The sequence below is a fragment of the Streptomyces sp. NBC_00466 genome (assembly GCF_041433995.1).
Classification (GTDB): domain Bacteria; phylum Actinomycetota; class Actinomycetes; order Streptomycetales; family Streptomycetaceae; genus Streptomyces.
In genome coordinates this window covers 5008069-5028744 of the sequence record NZ_CP107896.1, presented here as the reverse complement: position 1 = coordinate 5028744, position 20676 = coordinate 5008069, and the positions used below count along the sequence as shown (strand labels likewise).

Annotated in this window: 20 protein-coding genes, 3 tRNA genes and 1 pseudogene; 12 read left to right on the top strand and 12 right to left on the bottom strand. The window is 70.2% G+C overall.

The annotated features are described in order from the left end of the window. The first annotated feature begins 34 nt into the window (after positions 1–34). Together OG210_RS22615 and OG210_RS22610 are read left to right on the top strand one after the other, a co-directional pair. Positions 35–760, top strand: a complete 726-nt coding sequence (locus tag OG210_RS22615; RefSeq protein ID WP_328326288.1) for a flavodoxin family protein — start codon at positions 35–37, stop codon at positions 758–760. Positions 761–797: 37 nt separating this feature from the next. Continuing rightward, the gene (locus tag OG210_RS22610; protein ID WP_328326290.1) at positions 798–1442 is read left to right on the top strand and encodes an RraA family protein; all 645 of its coding nucleotides are present in this window, start codon (positions 798–800) and stop codon (positions 1440–1442) included. A 36-nt stretch (positions 1443–1478) separates the two neighbouring features. Here OG210_RS22610 and OG210_RS22605 read toward each other — a convergent pair whose 3' ends face one another. From OG210_RS22605 to OG210_RS22590, 4 genes are all read right to left on the bottom strand, one after another. After that, entirely contained in the window at positions 1479–1730 is a 252-nt protein-coding gene (locus tag OG210_RS22605) for a hypothetical protein (protein ID WP_328326293.1), read from the bottom strand. Further along, the gene (locus OG210_RS22600; protein WP_371540446.1) at positions 1652–2032 is read right to left on the bottom strand and encodes a hypothetical protein; all 381 of its coding nucleotides are present in this window, start codon (positions 2030–2032) and stop codon (positions 1652–1654) included. The genes OG210_RS22605 and OG210_RS22600 overlap by 79 nt, the downstream gene beginning before the upstream one ends. Next, positions 1990–2481, bottom strand: a complete 492-nt coding sequence (locus OG210_RS22595) for a response regulator transcription factor (RefSeq protein WP_371540442.1) — start codon at positions 2479–2481, stop codon at positions 1990–1992. Before OG210_RS22595 ends, OG210_RS22600 begins: the two co-directional genes overlap by 43 nt. Before the next feature lie 189 nt (positions 2482–2670). Then, a complete protein-coding gene (locus OG210_RS22590) occupies positions 2671–2970 on the bottom strand; it encodes a hypothetical protein (protein WP_328326295.1) in 300 nt (99 codons plus the stop codon). Positions 2971–3512: 542 nt separating this feature from the next. On the opposite strand from OG210_RS22590, the gene OG210_RS22585 reads away from it, so the two are divergent. From OG210_RS22585 to OG210_RS22575, 3 genes are all read left to right on the top strand, one after another. After that, entirely contained in the window at positions 3513–4103 is a 591-nt protein-coding gene (locus tag OG210_RS22585; protein ID WP_328326297.1) for a peptidase inhibitor family I36 protein, read from the top strand. Then, complete coding sequence (locus OG210_RS22580) at positions 4070–4222, top strand: hypothetical protein (protein ID WP_371538485.1); 153 nt, start codon at positions 4070–4072, stop codon at positions 4220–4222. Before OG210_RS22585 ends, OG210_RS22580 begins: the two co-directional genes overlap by 34 nt. Before the next feature lie 105 nt (positions 4223–4327). Continuing rightward, positions 4328–5080, top strand: a complete 753-nt coding sequence (locus tag OG210_RS22575) for a tyrosine-type recombinase/integrase (protein ID WP_371540439.1) — start codon at positions 4328–4330, stop codon at positions 5078–5080. On the opposite strand, the gene OG210_RS22570 is transcribed toward OG210_RS22575, so the two are convergent. From OG210_RS22570 to OG210_RS22560, 3 genes are all read right to left on the bottom strand, one after another. Continuing rightward, a tRNA-Ile gene (locus OG210_RS22570) sits at positions 5040–5113 on the bottom strand. The genes OG210_RS22575 and OG210_RS22570 overlap by 41 nt on opposite strands. 177 nt (positions 5114–5290) lie before the next feature. Further along, positions 5291–5363: transfer RNA gene (locus OG210_RS22565), tRNA-Asn, on the bottom strand. A gap of 5 nt (positions 5364–5368) precedes the next feature. Beyond that, positions 5369–5441 (bottom strand) — tRNA-Asn (locus OG210_RS22560). 168 nt (positions 5442–5609) lie between these two features. Between OG210_RS22560 and OG210_RS22555 the strand changes: the two genes are divergently transcribed. From OG210_RS22555 to OG210_RS22540, 4 genes are all read left to right on the top strand, one after another. Further along, complete coding sequence (locus OG210_RS22555) at positions 5610–5909, top strand: YtxH domain-containing protein (RefSeq protein WP_164258730.1); 300 nt, start codon at positions 5610–5612, stop codon at positions 5907–5909. 30 nt (positions 5910–5939) lie between these two features. After that, on the top strand, positions 5940–7421 hold the full coding sequence (locus OG210_RS22550) for an FGGY family carbohydrate kinase (protein WP_328326302.1): 1482 nt from the start codon (positions 5940–5942) through the stop codon (positions 7419–7421). 146 nt (positions 7422–7567) lie between these two features. Further along, the gene (locus OG210_RS22545) at positions 7568–9301 is read left to right on the top strand and encodes an ABC transporter ATP-binding protein (RefSeq protein WP_328326304.1); all 1734 of its coding nucleotides are present in this window, start codon (positions 7568–7570) and stop codon (positions 9299–9301) included. Further along, positions 9301–11274, top strand: coding sequence for an ABC transporter ATP-binding protein (locus tag OG210_RS22540; RefSeq protein ID WP_328326306.1), 1974 nt, complete (start codon positions 9301–9303; stop codon positions 11272–11274). Before OG210_RS22545 ends, OG210_RS22540 begins: the two co-directional genes overlap by 1 nt. Positions 11275–11332: 58 nt before the next feature. Here the strand turns inward: OG210_RS22540 and OG210_RS22535 are convergent, their stop codons facing one another. The 4 genes from OG210_RS22535 to OG210_RS22520 all read right to left on the bottom strand — a co-directional run bounded on the left by OG210_RS22535 (position 11333) and on the right by OG210_RS22520 (position 17449). Beyond that, positions 11333–12523 carry a sigma-70 family RNA polymerase sigma factor gene (locus OG210_RS22535; RefSeq protein WP_371538483.1) on the bottom strand — a complete coding sequence of 397 codons (1191 nt, stop codon included), beginning with the start codon at positions 12521–12523 and terminating at the stop codon, positions 11333–11335. 165 nt (positions 12524–12688) lie between these two features. Then, the gene (dnaG, locus tag OG210_RS22530) at positions 12689–14590 is read right to left on the bottom strand and encodes a DNA primase (protein WP_328326310.1); all 1902 of its coding nucleotides are present in this window, start codon (positions 14588–14590) and stop codon (positions 12689–12691) included. A gap of 121 nt (positions 14591–14711) precedes the next feature. Next, positions 14712–15974: an FAD-dependent oxidoreductase gene (locus tag OG210_RS22525; RefSeq protein WP_328326312.1), complete on the bottom strand. Its 1263-nt coding sequence runs from the start codon at positions 15972–15974 to the stop codon at positions 14712–14714. A gap of 155 nt (positions 15975–16129) precedes the next feature. Further along, on the bottom strand, positions 16130–17449 hold the full coding sequence (locus tag OG210_RS22520; RefSeq protein WP_328326314.1) for a deoxyguanosinetriphosphate triphosphohydrolase: 1320 nt from the start codon (positions 17447–17449) through the stop codon (positions 16130–16132). Between the two features lie 162 nt (positions 17450–17611). On the opposite strand from OG210_RS22520, the gene OG210_RS22515 reads away from it, so the two are divergent. Further along, positions 17612–18199 carry a dihydrofolate reductase family protein gene (locus OG210_RS22515; RefSeq protein ID WP_328326316.1) on the top strand — a complete coding sequence of 196 codons (588 nt, stop codon included), beginning with the start codon at positions 17612–17614 and terminating at the stop codon, positions 18197–18199. A gap of 146 nt (positions 18200–18345) precedes the next feature. Continuing rightward, on the top strand, positions 18346–19074 hold the full coding sequence (locus OG210_RS22510) for an ElyC/SanA/YdcF family protein (RefSeq protein WP_328326318.1): 729 nt from the start codon (positions 18346–18348) through the stop codon (positions 19072–19074). A 43-nt stretch (positions 19075–19117) separates the two neighbouring features. Here the strand turns inward: OG210_RS22510 and OG210_RS22505 are convergent. Then, positions 19118–19707, bottom strand: a pseudogene (locus OG210_RS22505) (NADPH-dependent FMN reductase). Positions 19708–19821: 114 nt separating this feature from the next. On the opposite strand from OG210_RS22505, the gene OG210_RS22500 reads away from it, so the two are divergent. Continuing rightward, complete coding sequence (locus OG210_RS22500; RefSeq protein WP_371538480.1) at positions 19822–20607, top strand: aminotransferase class IV family protein; 786 nt, start codon at positions 19822–19824, stop codon at positions 20605–20607. Positions 20608–20676: the final 69 nt, after the last annotated feature.

Sequence of the window (20676 nt, the reverse complement as noted above, 5' to 3'; positions counted from 1 at the left end):
CCGGGCGCCGGATCAGAAGCGAGGCGGAGTCCATTTGTCCGAGGTGCAGAGCGCAACGGCGGGATTCGAGGGCCTGCGAGCACTGTTCGTCAACGCGACCCTGAAGCGCTCGCCCGCGGTGAGCCACACCGGCGGTCTCATCGACCGCAGCCGCGAGGTGATGGACGCGCACGGCGTGACCAGCGAGGTCATCCGGCTGGTCGATCACGAGGTGGCCACCGGCGTCTGGCCCGACATGACGGAGCACGGCTGGGACCGCGACGAATGGCCGGCCCTCTCGCAGAAGGTCATGAGCGCCGACATCCTCGTCCTGTGCGGTCCGATCTGGCTCGGCGACAACTCCTCGGAGATGAAGAAGGTCATCGAACGCCTGTACGCCTGCTCCTCGCAGTTGAACGAGAAGGGGCAGTACGCCTACTACGGCAAGGTGGCCGGGTGCCTGATCACCGGGAACGAGGACGGCGCCAAGCACTGCGCCATGAACGTCCTCTACAGCCTGCAGCACATCGGCTACACGATCCCGCCGCAGGCCGACGCCGGCTGGATCGGCGAGGCCGGCCCCGGCCCCTCCTACCTCGACCCCGGCTCAGGCGGCCCGGACAACGACTTCACCAACCGCAACGTCTCCTTCATGACGCACAACCTGCTGCACATGGCCGCGATGCTGAACCGGGCGGGCGGCATCCCCGCCTACGGCAACCAGCGCACCGCGTGGGAGGCGGGATGCCGCTCGGAGAACGACAACCCGGAACACCGCTAGCCGGCGCACCGGCCCACGCACGCGCGAGGAGTACGAGATGAGCCACACCGGGAAACAGGAGCTCACCGACCGCCTGGCACAACTGGGATGCGCCGCCCTGGTCGACGCCATGGGGCGCGTGCACAGCCACCGCGCGCACATGCTGGCCATGACCAGCCCCAGCCCGGACACGCCGGTGTGCGGGCCCGCGGTGACCATCGCCTACATGCCCTACCGCGACGATCTGCCAGAGAGCGAGCGGGACTTCGGCTTCTATTTCGACCAGGCCGTCGGCACCTCGCCCGACGGGCGCGTGCTGGTCCTCTCCAGCGGCGGCAGCCCCGACGTCTCCCACGGCGGGGGCACCAAACTCCTGCGGGTGGCGACCCACCGCATGGCCGGCGTCCTCGCGGACGGCCGCCTGCGTGACTTCGGCGAGCTGCGCGCCAACGAAGTCGCCGCCTGGTGCCGGGGAGAGGCGACGCACTGGGGCGGCTCCTCCGTCATGCCGTACGCCGCGAACATCGCGGTGGAATGCGCCGGTGTCTGCATCGTCCCCGGCGACCTGGTCTACGCGGACGCGTCCGGGGGTGTGGTCATCCCGGCCGGGAGCGTGGACCGGGTGCTGCAGGAGGCGGAGTCGATGGACGCCGACGATGCCCGCGCAGCAGAGCAGATCCGCAAGGACACCGGGTCTGAGTAGTTGGCGTACAGGAAATCCCGGTGAGAACGATCATGGTCAGGGTGTGAGTGCGCTGACGCGGTTCTCGTACTCTCGGCGGGCCTTGCGCTGGGCCGGGACCGAGGGGAGGCCCTGGTTGCCGTCGAGCGGCTGGCAGCGGGCGAGGAGCTGGCGGTGCACGGCGGGGACGGCGCTGACGCGCAGGGTGTAGCCCTGGCCGCGCCGCACGGTCACCCCCTGGTCGAGCGCGGTCCGCTCGACATCGTCCAGCTCGGCGGCGCGCAGGAACTCGGCGACCTTGCCCGGCATGTCGAGGATGACTGGCAGCTCCGGCGCCGGAACGTCTTCGGCGGCCCCGAGGCCGTAAACCTGCCTGCCGAACGGGCCTGTTCGAGAGCGGTTGAGCCGGGGAAGGCGCCGGGCTTGCGGACCAGGACTTCCAGGTAGTGGTCCAGGTCCAGACGAACCGCGCCCTTCGCGATCAGTCGCTCGTGCCGGGCCACTTCCACGTCCTGGTCGTAAACCACCAGATGGGAAGCGTGCAGGACGACCCGCACACGTTTGCCGATCAACCGGATCGGGACCGAGTAGCGGTTGGTGCGGGCCGGGATCTGCCCGTAGCGGTCGACCCGCGGCGTGAAGAGCCGACCGGTCTCGAACGGTTCCCGGGCAGCGGCATCATCGGCCGGCTCGGTCTCCAGACGGAGTACTTACCCTGGTCGGGGCCGTCGGCCGTGGAGACCCCCACCGCCCCAGATGCATGGGGCGCTCGGGGGAACTCCGTTCCCTCACCTGGTGTCGGCAGCAGGCCGGAGTCTTGGGCGACGAGTACCGTCTCCAGGCGGTCCCGGGTGTGGAGCTTGCGGTAGATGTTCTCAACGTGCTTGTGCACCGTGCGCACGGAGATCCCCAGCCGCCGGCCGATCGCCTCCGCGGGCAGCGCCTCCGCCAGAAGCACGAGCACGGTTGTCTGCCGTGCCGTCAGCCTGTACTCGTCCGTCCCTGCCCGCACCGCGGGTGCCGCCACGCAGCGCCGCAGTAGGCTCGCGTGCCGCTCCATGCCGCACAGCAACGGCCGCATCCGGGTCAGGTACGCCCGCTCCTGCTCCGTACCTCCCAGGCCCAGCAGACCGCGCACCGGACCGAGGGAGCCTTTGTCGAGCCGCAGCGCGATCACGTCCCTCGTACCGAACAGCGCCCGTGTCACGTTGAACGTCTCACTGCCGCACCACGCACCGTCGCCAGCGATCTAGCTGGCGACCAGGAGCCGGTCCCCGGGGATCACCCGCCCCTCGTCGGTGAAGGGCCGACCGCTCCGGATGCAGCCCAGCTGTTCCGCCGTCGGCAGCCGCGAGACCGGCCACGCGGACACCCGGCCCGAAACCTCGGTCCACTCGTCGTCCTTGCACAGCACTGCCATACCGGGCAGCGCGTCCATGATCTCCGCGGCGACCCGGGTCCACAGGGTGTCCGGGGCGCGGCTGCCCAGTACCTCGGAGACGAAGTCGAGCAGGCGCGCGTCGTGGCGCGCCGATACTGCGTCCGTCATCGCTTTCCATCCCGCCCCACCGCATGAGTTCGTCCCGCCCGGCCCCTGCCCCTGCCCCCTCGCAGCATGCCCGGGCGGGCGCGTACGCAAAGGTACGCATGGACCACGGCCCTCCAGCTCCGCAGCGCCCCGCGAAAATTCGCCGTGCACCAGCAGCAGGGCGTGCGTGTAGCGCAGCCGCGCCAGCGGCATGGACAGCTCCAGCGGCCACAGCGCCAGGTCACCACGCTCTGGACGCCCGGTCACCCAGGCCCGGATGTCGCCGATCGCCCACGCCACCATGTCCGCGTTGTCTGGGACCTCGTGTACGCCATAGCTAGACCGCCGCCGGTGTGCGCCGCCTTGGTGGAAGGACCTCGCCCCCGCCGGGTGACTGGTGGGGGCGCAACTGCTGTCCGGAGCGCGAGCTCGGAGCACTGGAGCGAGCGCATAGGCATACGTACTTGTACGTACCAGCCTTGTGAATAGGACATTGAGCACGCCAGGCTCTCGTACACCGGCCCCCCCGACCAGGGGCCACAGACGAACGGAAGAAGGGGTTCATGCTTCCCAGAACGAGGGTTCTTCGTCGCGTTGCGGTAAGCCTGGCCACCGCTGCCAGTCTTATCTGGGCGACCGCCGGAGTGGGGACGGCAGAGGCGGCGAGCCATCACAGTCCGGCGGCAACCAGCCGCTACGCAAGCCAGGCCAAGGCCTTCGGGCTGAACACCAAGGAGGCGGCAACGCTCCAGAGGCAGGTCGACCACTACCTGAGCACGGTGGGCGGCACGCAGGTCGCCGCCAACAGGATCCAGGTTCCGGCCGGCACCCTGGTCCTGCCTCTCCCGGGAGCCAAGTACGCCAGCAACTCCGCAACGCCCACCTCCACGAAGTCGGCTCAGTACAGGTGCGACTATGGCCACTTCTGCGCCTTCACTGGCACGAACTACACCGGCACGGTCTTCGACATGTACAACTGCGTTGAGCAGTACATTTCGTGGATGGGTAACGGCTCCTGGGTCAACAATCAGACCACCGGCACCCAAGCGCAGTTCAAGTCCAGCGATCACGTGACACGTTGGACCGACCCCGGCGCGTACGACTGGGATGATGTGGCCGATTGGACCTGGGTCTGGTACGTCAAGCCCTGCTGACGCGCTGGGCCCACCAGCCCACGAAGGACGGCCTGCCGCTGCTGCGGGCCGTGCTGGGGTTCACCCGTCAGCGCCCCGACGTCCTCTACGCCGACCGCGGTTACGACCACAACATCTAGCGCGGCCAGGTCCGTGAGCTGGGCATCCGCCCGCTCACCGCCCGGCGGCACCGAGCACGGAAGCGGCTGGCCATCCCCGCATCCGCGGGGTCGACGCAGGACCGGATGCGCCAAGAGTCGGGCACCGCGTACATCGAGAGCGGCCGGGTGTGGACGCACGAGAACGGTGAGGAGCTGCACCCCGACTGGATATCCCGACGCTTCGCCCTCCTGGTGGAGCTCTCCGGTCTGCCGGCGGTCCGCCTGCACGCCCTTCGTCACCTCGCCGCCACCCTGGCCCTGCTCGCCGGTCACGACATCAAGGTCGTCCAGGAGAAGCTGGGGCACTCCTCACGCCAGATCACCTCCGACACCTACACAGCGGGAGCCAGGCACCGGTCTCCTCGGCCTGATCACCCTCGCTGGCCGGGGACAGGACGACGCCGCCAACGCGGCCGTGAAGTGGACGCGCGATCGCTGCGCCGCGAACGACCTGGAGCTGGTCCGGGTCGAGAACCTCAACGACCGGTGTCCCGAGGAGCAGTGGACGGACTTCTCGCTCACGCGCTTCACGGTCGCCCGCTCCGAGTCTGCGAGCCTGGATGGCCGGGCGCTGCCAACGGGCCTGCCGCCGACAGCCACGCGGGCCGCCCGCCGGGGTCCGAACGGGCGTCGGAAGACGGCGTGAGGGCGCTTCCGTCCCCTGGCCGGTTCCGTGTCCCCTGTGCGTCCCCTGGATCTTGGTCTGAACGAATGAACGGGGGCCACCACACTGGTGTGGTGGCCCCCGTTCTCACGTTCCCGCAGGTAGAAACGATTCGCTGGGGGAACTTCGCGGTGGGGCGGGTGGGACTCGAACCCACGGCCGACGGATTATGAGTCCGCTGCTCTAACCGGCTGAGCTACCGCCCCATTACGGCGTGGCGCGTACATGTGTGCGCGCCGTCTGCCGCAGCATAGCCGCTCATACAATCTCCTGCCTCGGATGGTCGGCATCGCTGACCATGAGGACTGCACCGTGGACGAGGCGGTTCCACCCCGGCGGAAAACAGCACGAAAAAGGGCCCCTGAGGGCCCTCTTCCGTCTTGCTCCCCCGACTGGACTCGAACCAGTAACCCTCCGGTTAACAGCCGAATGCTCTGCCAATTGAGCTACAGGGGACCGCGCTCCCCCGACTGGACTCGAACCAGTAACCTGCCGGTTAACAGCCGGCTGCTCTGCCAATTGAGCTACAGGGGATTGCTGCTGTGCACCGAACGTACCCACCGGAACCGTTCCCGGGGGGCGTGTGCTCGCTGCGACACATACATTAGCGCAAGCAGGGGGGTGCTCCGCCAATCGGTTCCGCCCCGGGTGATCACGTGCCGGCCGGGTAGGCGGGCAGCACCGGCACAAGGGAAGGCAGCCATGCGGTACAAGCTGACGTTCGTCGTGGGACTCGCTCTCGGTTATGTGATCGGCACACGTGCCGGTCGGGAGCGTTACGAGCAGTTGAAGAAGTCCGCCCGTCAGGTCGCGGAGAACCCGGCCGTACGCAACGCGGCCGAGGCCGCCGCGCAGAACGGGCGGGATGTCGCGGGCAAAGCGCTCCACACCGTGAGCGAGAAGATGGGCGACAGGATGCCCGACGCGATGGCCCACCGGGTCCGGTCGCTGCGGGATCGGAACGGCGCTGTCGAGGACGACTGGGGCACCACCAACACCTGACGTCCCCCGCGTGCGGCACAATCGGGCCGTATGGGGATAGTCGCCGGTCTTGACAGCTCAGCCGCCTTCACGCGCATCGTCGTGTGCGACACGGACACAGGTGCCGTGCTGCGCCAGGGGTATGCGCCCCATCCACAGACGGATGGTGCGGGCGAAGAAGCCAACAGGGCCAATGAGGCCAGCAAGTACGAAACCGATCCGCAGAGCTGGCTGCTCTCGCTCGGTGAGGCGGCGTCCGGCGGGCTGCTGGAAGGTGTGCAGGCCATTGGCGTGTCCGCCCAGCAGCATGGCCTGGTGCCGCTGGACCGGCAGGGCAATCTCGTACGGCCCGCGCTGGTCGGCAACGACAAGCGGGCGCAGGTCGCCGCGGCGGATCTGGTCGATTCGCTCGGCGGCCGGTCCGCGTGGGCCGAGGCGGTCGGCTCCGTGCCGCAGGCCGCGCAGCCGGTGTCGAAGCTTCGCTGGCTGGCGCGGCAGGAGCCGGAGGCGGCCGCGAAGATCGTCGCGCTGCTCCAGCCGCACGACTGGCTCGTGTGGCAGCTGCTCGGGCGGCCCGCCCGGCGGATCACCGACCGGGGCGCCGCGTCGGGCACCGGCTACTGGTCGGCGGCGACCGGCGCCTACCGCCCCGATCTGGTGGAGCTGGCCCTCGGGCACACGGCCGCGCTGCCGGAGGTGCTCGGCCCGTCCGACTCGGCGGGGACCACCCCCGAGGGGCTGCTGATCTCGGCGGGCACCGGCGAGACGATGGCCGCCGCTTTCGGTCTGGGGGTCTCGGTCGGCGACGTGGTCGTGTCGCTCGGTGCGTCGGGTTCGGTGATGGCCGTGCACCACGAGGCGCTGTCCGACCCGTCCGGGATGATCACCTCGTTCGCCGACGCCACCGGGATGCATCTGCCGGTGGTGCACACGCTCAACGCCGTACGGGCGCTGCGCGGCACCGCCGAACTCCTCGGCGCTGAGGACCTGGAGGCCCTGTCGGCACTCGCGCTGACGTCCACTCCCGGCGCGTCCGGGGTGGTGCTCCTGCCGTATCTGGAGGGTGAGCGCACCCCGCAGCTGCCGCACACCGCGGGCACGCTGTCCGGGCTGCGCCGCGAGTCGATGAAGCGTGAACACGTGGCGCGGGCGGCCTTCGAGGGCATGCTCTGCTCGCTGGCGGACGCCATGGACGTGCTGCGGGACCGCGGCGTCGAGGTGCGCCGGGTGTTCCTGCTGGGCGCCGCCGCCGAACTGCCCGCCGTCCAGGCCGCCGCCCCCGGCATCTTCGGGGCGCAGGTCGTCGTCCCGCAGCCCGCCGACTACGCGGCGGTCGGTGCCGCCCGGCAGGCCGCCTGGGCACTCGGTGTTTCCGAGGGCACGCTGGATCCGCAGACCCCGCCCGCCTGGCAGGGCGCGGCGGCGCAGGTACTCGAACCGGGCGACGGGCTCGCGGTGGGGCAGGCGGTGCGCAAGCAGTACGCGGCGACGCGTGACCAGATCCACCCCGGAGCGTTCGGCACGCCGGCCTGACGGTCGTCTTCTTGACCTCTGTTTGAGGAAAACGGTTCGTGTCGGGCTGCGCGGTGCCCGAAACTGGGACAGCCGGACACCGTCCCTGTTTTGCCCTGCCCTGCCCTACCGGAAGCCCCGCCGGACCGCCGACCCGAGAGACTGCAGTGCTCATAACACTTCTGCGGACCTATTTGCGTCCGTACAAGAAACCCATGGCCATGCTGGCGCTGCTTCAGCTGCTCCAGACCTGCGCCACCCTCTATCTGCCGACGCTCAACGCGGACATCATTGACAACGGTGTCGTCAAGGGCGACTCGGGTTACATCCTGAGCTACGGCGGTCTCATGATCGCCATCAGCGTGGTTCAGGTGATCTGCAACGGGGGCGCCGTCTACTACGGCGCCCGGACCGCGTCCGCACTCGGCCGGGACATCCGTGCCGGTGTCTTCGACCGGGTGCAGTCCTTCTCCGCCCGCGAGGTCGGGCACTTCGGTGCCCCGTCCCTCATCACCCGGACGACCAATGACGTCCAGCAGATCCAGATGCTGGTCCTGATGTCGTTCACCCTGATGGCCTCGGCGCCGATCATGTGCGTGGGCGCCATCGTGCTGGCGCTCGGCCAGGACGTCCCGCTCTCGCTCGTACTGATCGCGGTCGTCCCGGTCATGCTCGTACTGGTCTCCCTGATCGTCCGGCGGATGCGGCCCCTCTTCCGGGAGATGCAGGTCCGGCTCGACACGGTGAACCGGGTGCTGCGTGAGCAGATCACCGGCAACCGCGTCATCCGCGCCTTCGTGAAGGACGCGTACGAGAAGGAGCGCTTCAAGGGCGCCAACGCCGACCTGACCGATGTCTCCCTGGGGACCGCGCGGCTGATGGCCCTGATGTTCCCGACGGTGATGACCGTGGTGAACGTGTCGTCGATCGCGGTGGTCTGGTTCGGTGCGCACCGGATCGACAGCGGCGCGATGCAGATCGGGGCGCTCACCGCGTTCCTCTCCTATCTGATGCAGATCGTGATGTCCGTGATGATGGCCACCTTCATGTTCATGATGGTGCCGCGCGCGGAGGTCTGCGCCGAGCGGATCCAGGAGGTGCTCTCCACCGACTCCAGCGTGGTGCCGCCGGTGAATCCCGTCACCGAGCTGACCAGGCACGGCCATCTGGAGATCCGCGGGGCCGGGTTCAAGTACCCGGGCGCCGAGGCGTCGGTGCTGCGGGAGGTCGCTCTGGAGGCGCTGCCCGGTGAGACGACCGCGGTGATCGGGTCGACCGGCAGCGGGAAGTCGACGCTGCTCGGTCTCGTACCCCGGCTGTTCGACGCCACGGGCGGCGAGGTGCTGGTGGACGGCAAGGACGTAAGGGAGCTCGACCCCGTCCTGCTGGCGAAGACCGTGTCCCTGGTGCCGCAGAAGCCGTATCTGTTCTCCGGGACCGTCGCGACGAACCTGCGGTACGGGAACCCGGACGCGACCGACGAGGAGCTGTGGCACGCGCTGGATGTGGCGCAGGCCAAGGGGTTCGTCGAGAAGCTCGAAGGCGGGCTGGACGCGCCGATCGCCCAGGGCGGCACCAATGTCTCCGGCGGGCAGCGCCAGCGGCTGGCGATCGCCAGGACGCTGGTCCAGCGGCCGGAGATCTATCTTTTCGACGACTCGTTCTCGGCGCTGGACTACGCGACCGACGCGGCGCTGCGGACCGCACTGCGGCGTGAGACCGCCCAGGCGACCGTGGTGATCGTCGCCCAGCGCGTCTCGACCATCCGCGACGCGGACCGGATCATCGTCATGGACGAGGGCCAGGTCGTCGGGACCGGCCGGCACCACGAGCTGATGGACGGAAATGAGACATACCGGGAGATCGTGCTCTCCCAGCTGACCGAGGCGGAGGCAGCCTGATGTCCGGTGCTGGTGGACGCATGATGGCAGGACCGACCCAGAAGTCCATGGACTTCAAGGGGTCGGGCAAGCGGCTGCTGCGGCAGCTGGCACAGGACCGTGCCGCGCTGTTCACGATGCTGCTGGCGGTCGTCGGCAGCGTCGCGCTCTCGGTCGTCGGACCGAAGATCCTCGGCCGGGCGACCGACCTGATCTTCGCCGGGATCATCGGCCGGCACCTGCCCGCGGGCACGACCAAGGCACAGGCCCTGAAGGGCCTGCACGCCAGGGGTCAGGGCGCGATGGCCGACATGCTCTCCGGCGTGGACTTCACGCCGGGCAAGGGCATCGACTTCACCCAGGTGGGAGAGATCCTGCTGCTCGCGCTGGCGGCCTTCGGCTGCGCGGGTCTGCTGATGCTCGTCACCACCCGGCTCGCGGCCCGGATCATCAACCAGGCCATGTTCCGGATGCGTGAGGAGATCCAGGCGAAGCTCTCGCGGCTGCCGCTGTCGTACTTCGACAGGGCGAAGCGCGGTGAGGTGCTCAGCCGGACGACGAACGACGTCGACAACATCGGCCAGACGATGCAGCAGACCATGGGCCAGCTCATGAACTCGCTGCTCACCATCATCGGCGTGCTGGCGATGATGTTCTGGATCTCCTGGATCCTGGCGCTGGTCGCGCTGGTGACCGTACCGCTGTCGGTGCTGGTGGCCACGCGCGTCGGCAAGCGGTCCCAGCCGCAGTTCGTACAGCAGTGGAAGGTCACCGGCAAGCTCAACGCCCATATCGAGGAGATGTACACCGGGCACGCCCTGGTCAAGATCTTCGGGCGGCAGGCGGAGTCGGCCGAGGCCTTCCGCGAGCAGAACGACGCGCTGTACGAGGCGGGGTTCAAGGCCCAGTTCAACAGCGGCATCATGCAGCCGCTGATGATGTTCGTCTCCAACATCAACTACGTGCTGGTGGCGGTCATCGGCGGGCTGCGGGTCGCTTCCGGTTCGCTGTCGATCGGTGATGTGCAGGCCTTCATCCAGTACTCGCGGCAGTTCTCGCAGCCGCTGACCCAGGTCGCATCGATGGCGAACCTGGTGCAGTCGGGTGTGGCGTCCGCCGAGCGGATCTTCGAACTGCTCGACGCGGAGGAGCAGGCGCCCGACGCCGACTCCTCCGGTACGAAATCCGACGCGGTGTCCGACGCGGTGCCCGGTGCCCGTGTCGCCGACCGTCCGGTGGCCGTGCGCGGCAGCATCTCGCTGGAGAAGGTCGCCTTCCGGTACGAGGCCGACAAGCCGCTCATCGACGATCTGTCGCTCTCGGTCGAACCGGGGCACACGGTCGCGATCGTCGGACCGACCGGCGCGGGCAAGACGACACTCGTCAACCTGCTCATGCGGTTCTACGAGGTGACCGGCGGGCGGATCACGCTCGACGGGACCGACATCGCCAGCATGACGCGGGAGGAACTGCGCTCCGGGATAGGCATGGTGCTCCAGGACACCTGGCTGTTCGGCGGCACGATCGCGGAGAACATCGCGTACGGCTCGTCGCGTGCCGTCACCCGCGAGGAGGTCGAGGAAGCCGCCCGGGCGGCCCACGCCGACCGGTTCATCCGCACCCTCCCCGAGGGGTACGAAACGGTCATCGACGACGAGGGTACGGGGGTGAGCGCGGGCGAGAAGCAGCTGATCACGATCGCGCGGGCCTTCCTCTCCGACCCGGTGATCCTGGTGCTCGACGAGGCGACCAGCTCCGTCGACACCCGTACCGAGGTGCTGATCCAGCAGGCGATGGCCCGGCTGGCGCACGGCCGCACCAGCTTCGTCATCGCGCACCGGCTCTCCACGATCCGGGACGCGGATGTGATTCTGGTGATGGAGAACGGGGCGATCGTGGAGCAGGGGTCGCACGAGGAGCTGCTGGCCGCGGACGGGGCGTATGCGCGGCTCTACGCGGCGCAGTTCGCGCAGGCCGTGGTGGAGGTGGACTAGCGGGTCGGGGTCAGCCGGCCCGGATCAACGGTCCGGGGATTCCGCTGCGGGGTTGCGCTCAGTCCAGGTAGCCCCGCAGCTGGTCCGCGAATGCGTGGTCCCGCAGTTTGTTCAGGGTCTTGGACTCGATCTGGCGGATCCGCTCCCGCGTCACCCCGAAGATCCGTCCGATCTCCTCCAGCGTGCGGGGCCTGCCGTCCGCCAGGCCGTAACGGAGCTGGACGACCTTGCGTTCGCGTTCGCCCAGCGTGGAGAGCACCGCCTCCAGGTGCTGCCGCAGCAGCAGGAACGCCGCCGACTCCACCGGGGACGCCGCGTCGCCGTCCTCGATCAGGTCGCCCAGCGCCACCTCGTCCTCCTCCCCCACCGGGGCGTGCAGGGACACCGGTTCCTGGGCGAGACGCAGGACCTCCCCCACGCGTTCCGGGGTGAGTTCGAGCTGGGCCGCGACCTCTTCGGGCGTCGGTTCGTACCCGCGTTCCTGGAGCATCCGGCGCTGGACCCGCACCACCCGGTTGATCAGCTCGACCACGTGGACCGGGACCCGTATCGTCCGGGCCTGGTCGGCCAGGGCCCGGGACATCGCCTGGCGGATCCACCAGGTCGCGTACGTGGAGAACTTGTAGCCCCGGGCGTAGTCGAACTTCTCCACCGCCCGGATCAGGCCGAGGTTTCCCTCCTGGACCAGGTCGAGCATGGTCAGCCCGCGGCCCACGTACCGCTTGGCGACGGAGACCACGAGGCGGAGGTTGGCCTCGATCAGCCGTCGTTTGGCCATCCGGCCGAGCACCACGAGGCGGTCCAGGTCGACGGCGAGGCGGGAGTCGAGATCGGCCGAACTCCCCAGCCGTTCCTCGGCGAAGAGGCCCGCTTCGACACAGCGTGCGAGGTCCACTTCGTCGGCCGCCGTGAGCAGCGGGATGCGGCCGATCTCCCGTAAGTACTGGCGGAAGAGGTCGGACGAGGGGCCGCCGGTGTCCGCGGCGCCGGTGCGCGCGGGTGCGGGCGCTTCGTCCGGGTCCTCGACCACGACATCGGGGACGGCCTCGGAGACGGCCTCGGGCGCGGGCCGTGCCGGGCCGGGGACGGTTTCGGGGTGGCCTGCGGCCGGGCCCTGCTGAGGGACTGCCGGGGCCACGTCGGTTTCGGTCGGGGTCCGGGTCTGCACGGGGGCGGCCTCCAGGATGACTGCCGGGTCGGGGCATGCGGCAGCGGGACAGCGCGGCCGAGCCCGCCTTCCGTCCCCCATGTGCCGGACCGGTCTCAGGCGCCGCTGCCCAGTGTGGGGCACGACACAGCGCGGCCACGAGAGGTGTGCGGTGACTTTCTGAGTCCGGTCCGTGACCCGGCGGTTACGTGAACGCCACCGGGCAGCCGGGAGCCGACGGCCCGGGCCGGTGACGGGCGGCCCGGCTCAGAGCGCTTCGGCACCGCGGTTGCGCAGGGACTGGCCGTACTGCTGGAGGGTCCACAACTCGCTCTGGACCGCCGCGTACTGCTCGGCGTCGCCCTGGGCGGAGGCCCGGGCCAGCGTGCCCTGGACGTCCGTGATCCGGCGGTCGACCGCGCGCAGCCGGACGTGCACCAGCTGCTCGCCCGCGTACAGCTCGTCGACCGTACGGCGCATGATCGCCTCCACGGCCAGCTCGGTGACCACGGCCCTGACCGTGTCGTCCGGCGCCGCCGCGCGGACCCGGGTGAGGTACTCGAAGGAGTCGGTGATGCCCGCCTCGGCGCCGCCCGCCTCCATGATCGCCTCGCGTACGGCGGCGTACGGCGGGGCGGTGAACTCGTCGGCCCCGTAGGCGTCGAAGGCCGGGGAGACCAGTTCGGGGCGCTGCAGCGCCAGCTTCAGCAGCTCGCGCTCGGTGCGGTGCGCGGGGCTGCGGAGGTGGAGCGCGGGGCCGCTCGACGGGGTGCGTGGCGCCTCGGCCTGCTGTGGGGGGCGGCCGCCGCGGGTGGGCGCCGGTGCGTTGCCCCGGCCGCGGGCCCACTGGGCGAGCTGGCTGATGCGCTTGACGACGAACTGGGTGTCCAGGATGCCGACCATGCCGGCCAGCTGTACGGCGACCTCGTGCTGCGAGGCGCTGTTCTTGATCCGGGCCACCACGGGCGCGGCCTCGTCGAGCGCCGTGGCCCGGCCCGCCGGGGTCTCCAGGTCGTAGCGCGAGATGATCTGGCGGAGCGCGAACTCGAAGAGTGGGGTGCGGGGTTCGACCAGGCTGCGCACCGACTCGTCGCCCTGCGCGAGCCGCAGGTCGCAGGGGTCCATCCCGTCGGGGGCGATGGCGATATAGGTCTCGGCGGCGAACTTCTGGTCGTCCTCGAAGGCGCGCAGGGCCGCCTTCTGTCCGGCCGCGTCTCCGTCGAAGGTGAAGATCACGCGGGCGCTGCCGTTGTCCATCAGGAGCCGGCGGAGGATCTTGATGTGGTCGGTGCCGAAGGCCGTGCCGCAGGTGGCGACGGCGGTGGTCACGCCGGCCAGATGGCAGGCCATGACGTCGGTGTACCCCTCGACGACGACGGCCCTGCTGGACTTGGCGATCTCCTTCTTGGCCAGGTCGATCCCGTAGAGGACCTGGGACTTCTTGTAGATCGACGTCTCGGGGGTGTTGAGGTACTTCGGCCCGTTGTCGTCGTCGCGGAGCTTGCGCGCGCCGAAGCCGACGACCTCGCCGCTGATGTCGCGGATCGGCCACATCAGCCGGCCGCGGAAGCGGTCGATGGGCTTGCCGCCGCGCGCCTCCTGGGACAGGCCGGAGGTGATGAGCTCCTTGTCGGAGAAGCCCTTGCCGCGCAGGTAGCGGGTCAGGTGGTCCCAGCCCGCCGGGCTGTAGCCGACGCTGAAATGGGTGGCGGCGGCCTGGTCGAAACCGCGCTCGGCGAGGAACTTCCGGCCGATCTCGGCCTCGGCGCTGTCGAGCTGCTCGACGTAGAACTGCGCGGCCGCCTTGTGCGCCTCGACCAGCCGGATGCGCTCGCCGCGCTGGCTGTTGGGGGTGTAGCCGCCCTCCTCGTACCGGAGGGTGATGCCGGCCGTGCCCGCGAGCCGCTCGACCGCCTCGGAGAACGAGAGGTGGTCGATCTTCATGATGAAGGCGAGGGTGTCCCCGCCCTCCTGGCAGCCGAAGCAGTGGAAGAGGCCCTTGGCCGGGCTGACCTGGAAGGAGGGGGACTTCTCGTCGTGGAAGGGGCAGAGCCCCTTCAGGTTCCCGCCGCCCGCGTTCCGCAGCTGGAGGTACTCGGAAACGACGGCGTCGATCGGGACCGCGTCCCGGACCGCCTTCACGTCGTCATCGTTGATCCTGCCTGCCACGGGTGAAGTCTACGGTCCGGCTCGGACACTCCGTACGGGACAGTCGTCGGACAGACCCCTGGGCGGCCCGGTCAGGGGCCGCCCAGGCTGTCCCGCCCGGCCTGATCCGGACAACAGGCCCTCAGGTGCCCAGCGTGGCCAGGTCCACCGACGGGTCCGCGAGCGCCTCGGGATCCAGTGTCGCGCCGGAGCGGATCAGCCGCTGGAGCTGTTCGGTGACGTCCCACACATTGACGTTCATCCCGGCCAGCAGCCGCCCTTCCTTCATCCAGAAGGCGATGAACTGCCGCTTCCCCGCGTCGCCCCGGATGAGTACCTGGTCGTACGAGCCGGGCGGCGCCCACCCCGAGTACTCCAGGCCCAGGTCGTACTGGTCGGAGAAGAAGTACGGGATCCGGTCGTACGCCACGCCCTGGCCGAGCATCGCGCGGGCCGCCGCCGGGCCGCCGTTGAGCGCGTTCGCCCAGTGCTCGACGCGCAGCCGGGTGCCCAGCAGCGGGTGCTGCGCGGCCGCGACGTCGCCCGCCGCGTAGATGTCCGGGTCGGAGGTGCGCAGCGAGGAGTCGACGGCGATGCCGCCGCCGTCCGCCCGGTCCACCAGCTCAAGGCCCGCTGCCTCGGCCAGCGAGACGCGGGGGGCCGCGCCGATCGCGGCGAGCACGTCGTGGGCCGGGTGCTCCTCGCCGTCGTCGGTCCGGACGGCCAGGACCATGCCGTCCTGGCCGGTGATCCCGGTGAGGCGCGCGCCGAAGTGGAAGCGGACACCGTGCTCGGCGTGCAGGTCGGTGAAGATCTGGCCGAGCTCAGGGCCGAGAACCGCGTGCAGCGGGGTCTGGTGCGGTTCGACGATGGTGACCTCGGCCCCGTAGCCGCGCGCGGCCGCCGCGACCTCCAGACCGATCCAGCCAGCTCCCGCGATCACCAGGTGGCCGTTGTCCCGGCCGAGTGAGGCCAGTACGTTCCGCAGCCGGTCGGCGTGCGCGAGCCGGCGCAGATGGTGCACGCCCGCGAGTTCGGTGCCGGGGATGTCCAGGCGGCGCGGCTCGGCGCCGGTCGCCAGCAGCAGTTTGTCGTAGTGGATGGCCGTGTCGTCACCGAGGCGTACGACCTTGACGGCACGGTCGATCGAGACGACGGTCTGGCCCAGGTGGAGCTCGATGTCGGCCTGGGCGTACCAGGCGGTCTCGTGGACGTAGACGCTGTCGCGCTCGTCCTTGCCCGACAGGAACCCCTTGGACAGGGGCGGGCGTTCGTAGGGGTGGTCGCGTTCGTCACCGATGAGGATCACACGGCCCGCGAACCCTTCGGTACGGAGGGTTTCGGCGGCCTTCGCCCCCGCGAGCCCGCCGCCGATGATGACGAACGTCAGATGTGCGTCGACCACTTGATGCCTCCTTGGAGTGCTGGCGCCACTTGCGAGCGTCCCGCACGGAGTGTGATGGGGGAAGAGGTGTGAGGTGTTGAGGCTCACGCACGGTCAGGAATGGCCGGTCATGATGGCATGGCGGCGCGGGAGCGCCGTACCGCGGACGGGCATCCTCAGTGACGGACGGTCAGCCGCGCGTGCAGCGAGCGGGCCGAGGTGTCCGTGAGTGAGGCGATCTGGTCGACGATCACACGTTTGCGGTCGCGGTCGCCGGGTGCCGCTTCGAACAGCGCACGGAACTGCGGGTCGAGCCCTTCGGGCGCGCGGGCCGTGAGCGCCCCGGCCAGTTCGGCGAGCACTTCGCGCTGATTGACACGGAGCCGTTCCTGCTCCTCGCGCTGCATCACATAGCGGTCGGCGAGGGCCTTGAGGACGGCGCACTCAAGTCGCGCCCGGCGTGGAACGACCAGTTCCGCCGCGTATCTGGTGAGCGGCCCCGCGCCGTACGACTCCCGGGTCGCGCTCTCGGCGGCCAGGCAGAACCGGCCGATGAGCTGGCTGGTGGCGTCCTTCAGCCGGGCCTGCGCGACGGCGGTCCCGTCGTAGCCGTGCGGCCACCACTCCTGGGCGAGCAGGCCGTCGAGTGCGTCGGTGAGCTCGGCCGGATCGGTGTCGCCCGGTACGTATCGGCCGATGGCCACCGCCATGACGGCGTCCCGCTCGGGCCCGGAGGTCAGACAGCCGGGGTCGATGTGCCCGGCGTGCAGCCCGTCCTCGACATCGTGCACGGAGTACGCGACGTCGTCGGACCAGTCCATGACCTGGGCCTCGAAGCACTTGCGGTCGGCCGGGGCGCCGAGTCTGGCCCAGTCGAAGACGGGCAGGTCGTCCTCGTACACCCCGAATTTCACCGAGCCGGGATCGGTGGGGTGTCCGCCGCGCGGCCACGGGTACTTGGTGGCCGCGTCGAGGGCGGCCCTGGTGAGGTTCAGACCGACGCTGACCGGCTCGCCGGTGGCGTCCGACCGAACGAACCGCTTGGGTTCGATACGGGTGAGCAGGCGCAGCGACTGGGCATTGCCCTCGAAGCCGCCGCAGTCCCCGGCGAAGTCGTTGAGCGCCAGTTCGCCGTTGTGGCCGAACGGCGGGTGGCCCAGGTCGTGGGCGAGGCAGGCGGTCTCGACGAGATCGGGGTCGCAGCCGAGCGCGGCGCCGAGTTCCCGGCCGACCTGGGCGCATTCCAGGGAGTGTGTGAGGCGGGTGCGCGGGCTGGAGTCCCAGATCTGGAACGGGGCCTCCCCCGCCCGGACGGCGCCGCCCGCCTGCGGGAGCGAGCCCGGCGTGACCACCTGGGTCTTGCCCGCGAGCCGGCGCAGCGCACCGGAGTGCAGCACGCGCGCGCGATCGCGCTGGAAGGCGGTACGGCCGGGCCTCTTGTCGGGCTCGGTGTCCCAGCGTTCGCAGTCGGTCGGGGTGTACGCGGTGCCTTCCATGCCCCGACAGTACTGAGTCCCAGGCCCTGGACGCGGCCGGGCCCGCCAGGCGGCGGTTCAGGAGACGGCGCGTCGCGAAGCACCGGACGGGCCGCCGGGTAGCCGGACCGTCCGTATCGGAGGAACGTGGAACGAGACGGCCGAGCAGAGCGGAGAGAACCGATGGCCAAGGTGACCGCCAACATGTCCATGTCGCTGGACGGGTTCGTCTCCCATCCCTCCGACGGGATCGATCAGCTGTTCCGGTGGTACGGAAACGGGGACGTCACGGTCAGGACCGCGGACCCGGACATGACCTTCCAGGTGTCGGAGGCCAGCGCCCAGCGGCTGAACCGCGGTCTTTCGGAGATCGGTGTCCTCGTCTACGGGCGGCGTACGTTCGACGACGCGGGCGGCTGGATCGGTGGGCATCCCATGGGCAAGCCGGTGATCGTCGTCAGCCACAGCATCCCGGATGGCTGGCCCCGTGCGGACACCCCGCTGACCTTCGTCACCGACGGCGTCGAGAGCGCCATCGCGCAGGCCAGGGCGACAGCGGGCGAGAAGAAAGTCGTCATCGGCAGCGCCGACCTCACCCAGCAGTGCATCAACGCCGGGCTGCTGGACGAGCTGGATGTCGACCTGGTGCCGCTGCTGCTCGGTTCGGGCGTGCGTTTCCTCGACAACCTGCGGGAGGCGCCGCGCGCGCTGGAGGGGCCCACGGTGATCGAGGGGAACGGCGTGACCCATCTGACGTACACCCTGAGGTGACGCCGGTCCGGCGGCCGGCGGCCCGGGCGGAACCGGACCGGTCGGTTGCCTGAGCGAACCGGACGTCCAGTCGGCTTCCTGAGCGAACCGGACGTCCCCCTTTGCGCGTCCGACATTCCGACACGTCCGGCGTCGGAAGGCCAGCCATGCGCAGACCCGCACTGCCCCGCGTACGACGGCTGCGGCCGCACCTGCCGAACCTGCGGCTGCCCGGGCCGCGGCTGCCGCGGACCAGGCGCGGCCGGCGCCGCGCCGTGCAGGCCGTCATGCTCGGCTGTGTGCTGGCGCTCACCCCTGCCACCTGGATGTTCGCTGTCGCGGGCGACGGGGTGCGGACGGCGGCCGACGTCCCCCGGGCCGATGTCGCCGTGGTCTTCGGCGCGGGTCTCTGGCAGGGCCGGCCGTCGCCGTACCTCGCGCACCGGCTCGACGCCGCCGCCGGTCTGTACCGGGCAGGCACGGTGAAGGTGGTGCTGGTCACCGGCGACAACAGCCGGACCGACTACGACGAGCCGGACGCGATGCGGGCCTATCTGGTACGGCACGGGGTGCCGGGCGGGAAAGTCGTCAGCGACTTCGCGGGCTTCGACACCTGGGACTCCTGCGTGCGGGCCAGGAAGGTGTTCGGGGTCCACCGGGCCGTCCTGGTCAGCCAGGGATTCCACATCCGCAGGGCCATCGCGCTCTGCCGGTCGGCCGGCATCGAGTCGTACGGCGTCGGCGTGTCCGACGCGCACGACGTGACCTGGTACTACGGCGGTGCCCGCGAGATCCTGGCGGCGGGGAAGGCGGCCCTGGATGCCACGTTCAAGCCCGACCCGCACTTCCTCGGCCCCCGTGAGAAGGGCGTCACGCGAGCACTGGGCGACCACTGACAGCCGGCCGCCGCCCCCGGCTGCCGAGGACCGGCACCACCCGTCAACTTCCGTACGGGCGTACCGCCTTCGCGTCCCGCAGCGCCAGTCCCCACCAGACGAGCTGGTCGAGCATGACCTTGGCCGCCCCGTCGGGGGCCTCGGGGTCCTTGTGGGTGCCGTCCTCGTCGAAGTGACCGTGCGCATGGTGGAAGCTCACCGTGTCGCGGACGGTGACCGCGTGCATCTCGGCGAAGACCTGCCGCAGCTGCTCGACCGCGCGCAGACCGCCGGAGATCCCGCCGTACGAGATGAACGAGACCGGTTTGGCCTGCCACTGGCCGTAGTGCCAGTCGATGAGGTTCTTGAGGGAGGCGGGGAAGGAGTGGTTGTACTCGGGGGTCAGGACAACGAAGGCGTCGGCGGACTCCAGCCGCGCGCCGATCTGGTCGCGCACCTCGCGCACTGCGGGCGACGGGTCGTAGGAGAGCGCGGTGGGCAGTTCGACGTCGGCGAGGTCGATCACCTCGATGTCGAGGTCGGCGCGGAGCGGGCCCGGGAGAGGAACCAGTCGGCGATGGTGGGGGCGAAACGGCCGGTGCGGTTGCTGGCGATGACGAGGGCCAGCTTCAGGGGTTGCGTGGTGATGTCCATGACGAGGAGCGTCATACATCAACCTTGGTTGAGGTCAAGCGCGGTTGCCGTACGGCGCACATCCGTCCGGCCGGACCGGTCCGCGCGGCCCGCCCTCATCCGTACCGTGGACCCATGCCCATGGAGCCCCTGCACATAGAGATCGACGGCCGGCCCGTCACCGATACCTCGCTCAGCACCCCCGCCTTCCTCAACTACGGCCATTTCACGGCCATGCAGGTCAGCGACTGCCGGGTACGCGGCCTCGCGCTGCATCTCGCCAGACTGGACTCGGCGACCCGGGAACTGTTCGGCGCGGGGCTCGACGGCGGGCACGTCTGCCGGCTGATCCGGCACGCGCTGGACAGTGCGGGCGTACGGGACGCGTCGACGCGGGTGTACGTGCACTGGCCCGACGGGGACGGGGCCGCCACGGTGATGGTCACCGTGCGGCCACCCGCTGTGCCGTCCGGTGAACCGCAGAGCCTGATGTCCGTCCCGTACCAGCGGCCGGTCCCCCACATCAAGCACCTCGGCGGTTTCGGCCAGATCCACTACGGCAGGGCCGCCGTCCGCGCGGGCTTCGACGATGCGCTGCTGACCGGTCCCGGCGGGGTGATCGCGGAGGGGGCTGTCACCAACATCGCTTTCTGGGACGGCACTTCGGTGGTCTGGCCGGACGCCCCCGCGCTGGCCGGGATCGCCATGGCGCTGATCGAGCCGGGGCTGCCGTCGGTACGCCGCCGGGTGACGCTGGACGACCTGGGCGCGTACCGGTCGGCCTTCGTGACCAACTCGCGTGGCATCAACCCGGTGCGCCGGATCGACACCACGGAGTTCGCGGTCGACGAAGAGCTGATGCGACGGGTGGCGGAGGTCTACGCGTCAGCCCCCTGGGACGAGATCCCGGCCATGCCGTAGCGGACGGCCGTACGGGTGGCCGACCGGGTGGCCGTACGGGGCCGGCCCGGTGCCCGGCGGAGGCGCGGC

Coding starts and splice junctions, on each gene's coding strand:
- OG210_RS22610 (WP_328326290.1), top strand. CDS start 798: ATGAGCCACACCGGGAAACAGGAGCTCACCGACCGCCTGGCACAACTG.
- OG210_RS22605 (WP_328326293.1), bottom strand. CDS start 1,730: ATGCCGGGCAAGGTCGCCGAGTTCCTGCGCGCCGCCGAGCTGGACGAT.
- OG210_RS22595 (WP_371540442.1), bottom strand. CDS start 2,481: ATGGAGCGGCACGCGAGCCTACTGCGGCGCTGCGTGGCGGCACCCGCG.
- OG210_RS22590 (WP_328326295.1), bottom strand. CDS start 2,970: ATGACGGACGCAGTATCGGCGCGCCACGACGCGCGCCTGCTCGACTTC.
- OG210_RS22585 (WP_328326297.1), top strand. CDS start 3,513: ATGCTTCCCAGAACGAGGGTTCTTCGTCGCGTTGCGGTAAGCCTGGCC.
- OG210_RS22575 (WP_371540439.1), top strand. CDS start 4,328: ATGCGCCAAGAGTCGGGCACCGCGTACATCGAGAGCGGCCGGGTGTGG.
- OG210_RS22555 (WP_164258730.1), top strand. CDS start 5,610: ATGCGGTACAAGCTGACGTTCGTCGTGGGACTCGCTCTCGGTTATGTG.
- OG210_RS22550 (WP_328326302.1), top strand. CDS start 5,940: ATGGGGATAGTCGCCGGTCTTGACAGCTCAGCCGCCTTCACGCGCATC.
- OG210_RS22540 (WP_328326306.1), top strand. CDS start 9,301: ATGTCCGGTGCTGGTGGACGCATGATGGCAGGACCGACCCAGAAGTCC.
- OG210_RS22535 (WP_371538483.1), bottom strand. CDS start 12,523: ATGGGGGACGGAAGGCGGGCTCGGCCGCGCTGTCCCGCTGCCGCATGC.
- OG210_RS22520 (WP_328326314.1), bottom strand. CDS start 17,449: ATGGAAGGCACCGCGTACACCCCGACCGACTGCGAACGCTGGGACACC.
- OG210_RS22515 (WP_328326316.1), top strand. CDS start 17,612: ATGGCCAAGGTGACCGCCAACATGTCCATGTCGCTGGACGGGTTCGTC.
- OG210_RS22510 (WP_328326318.1), top strand. CDS start 18,346: ATGCGCAGACCCGCACTGCCCCGCGTACGACGGCTGCGGCCGCACCTG.
- OG210_RS22500 (WP_371538480.1), top strand. CDS start 19,822: ATGCCCATGGAGCCCCTGCACATAGAGATCGACGGCCGGCCCGTCACC.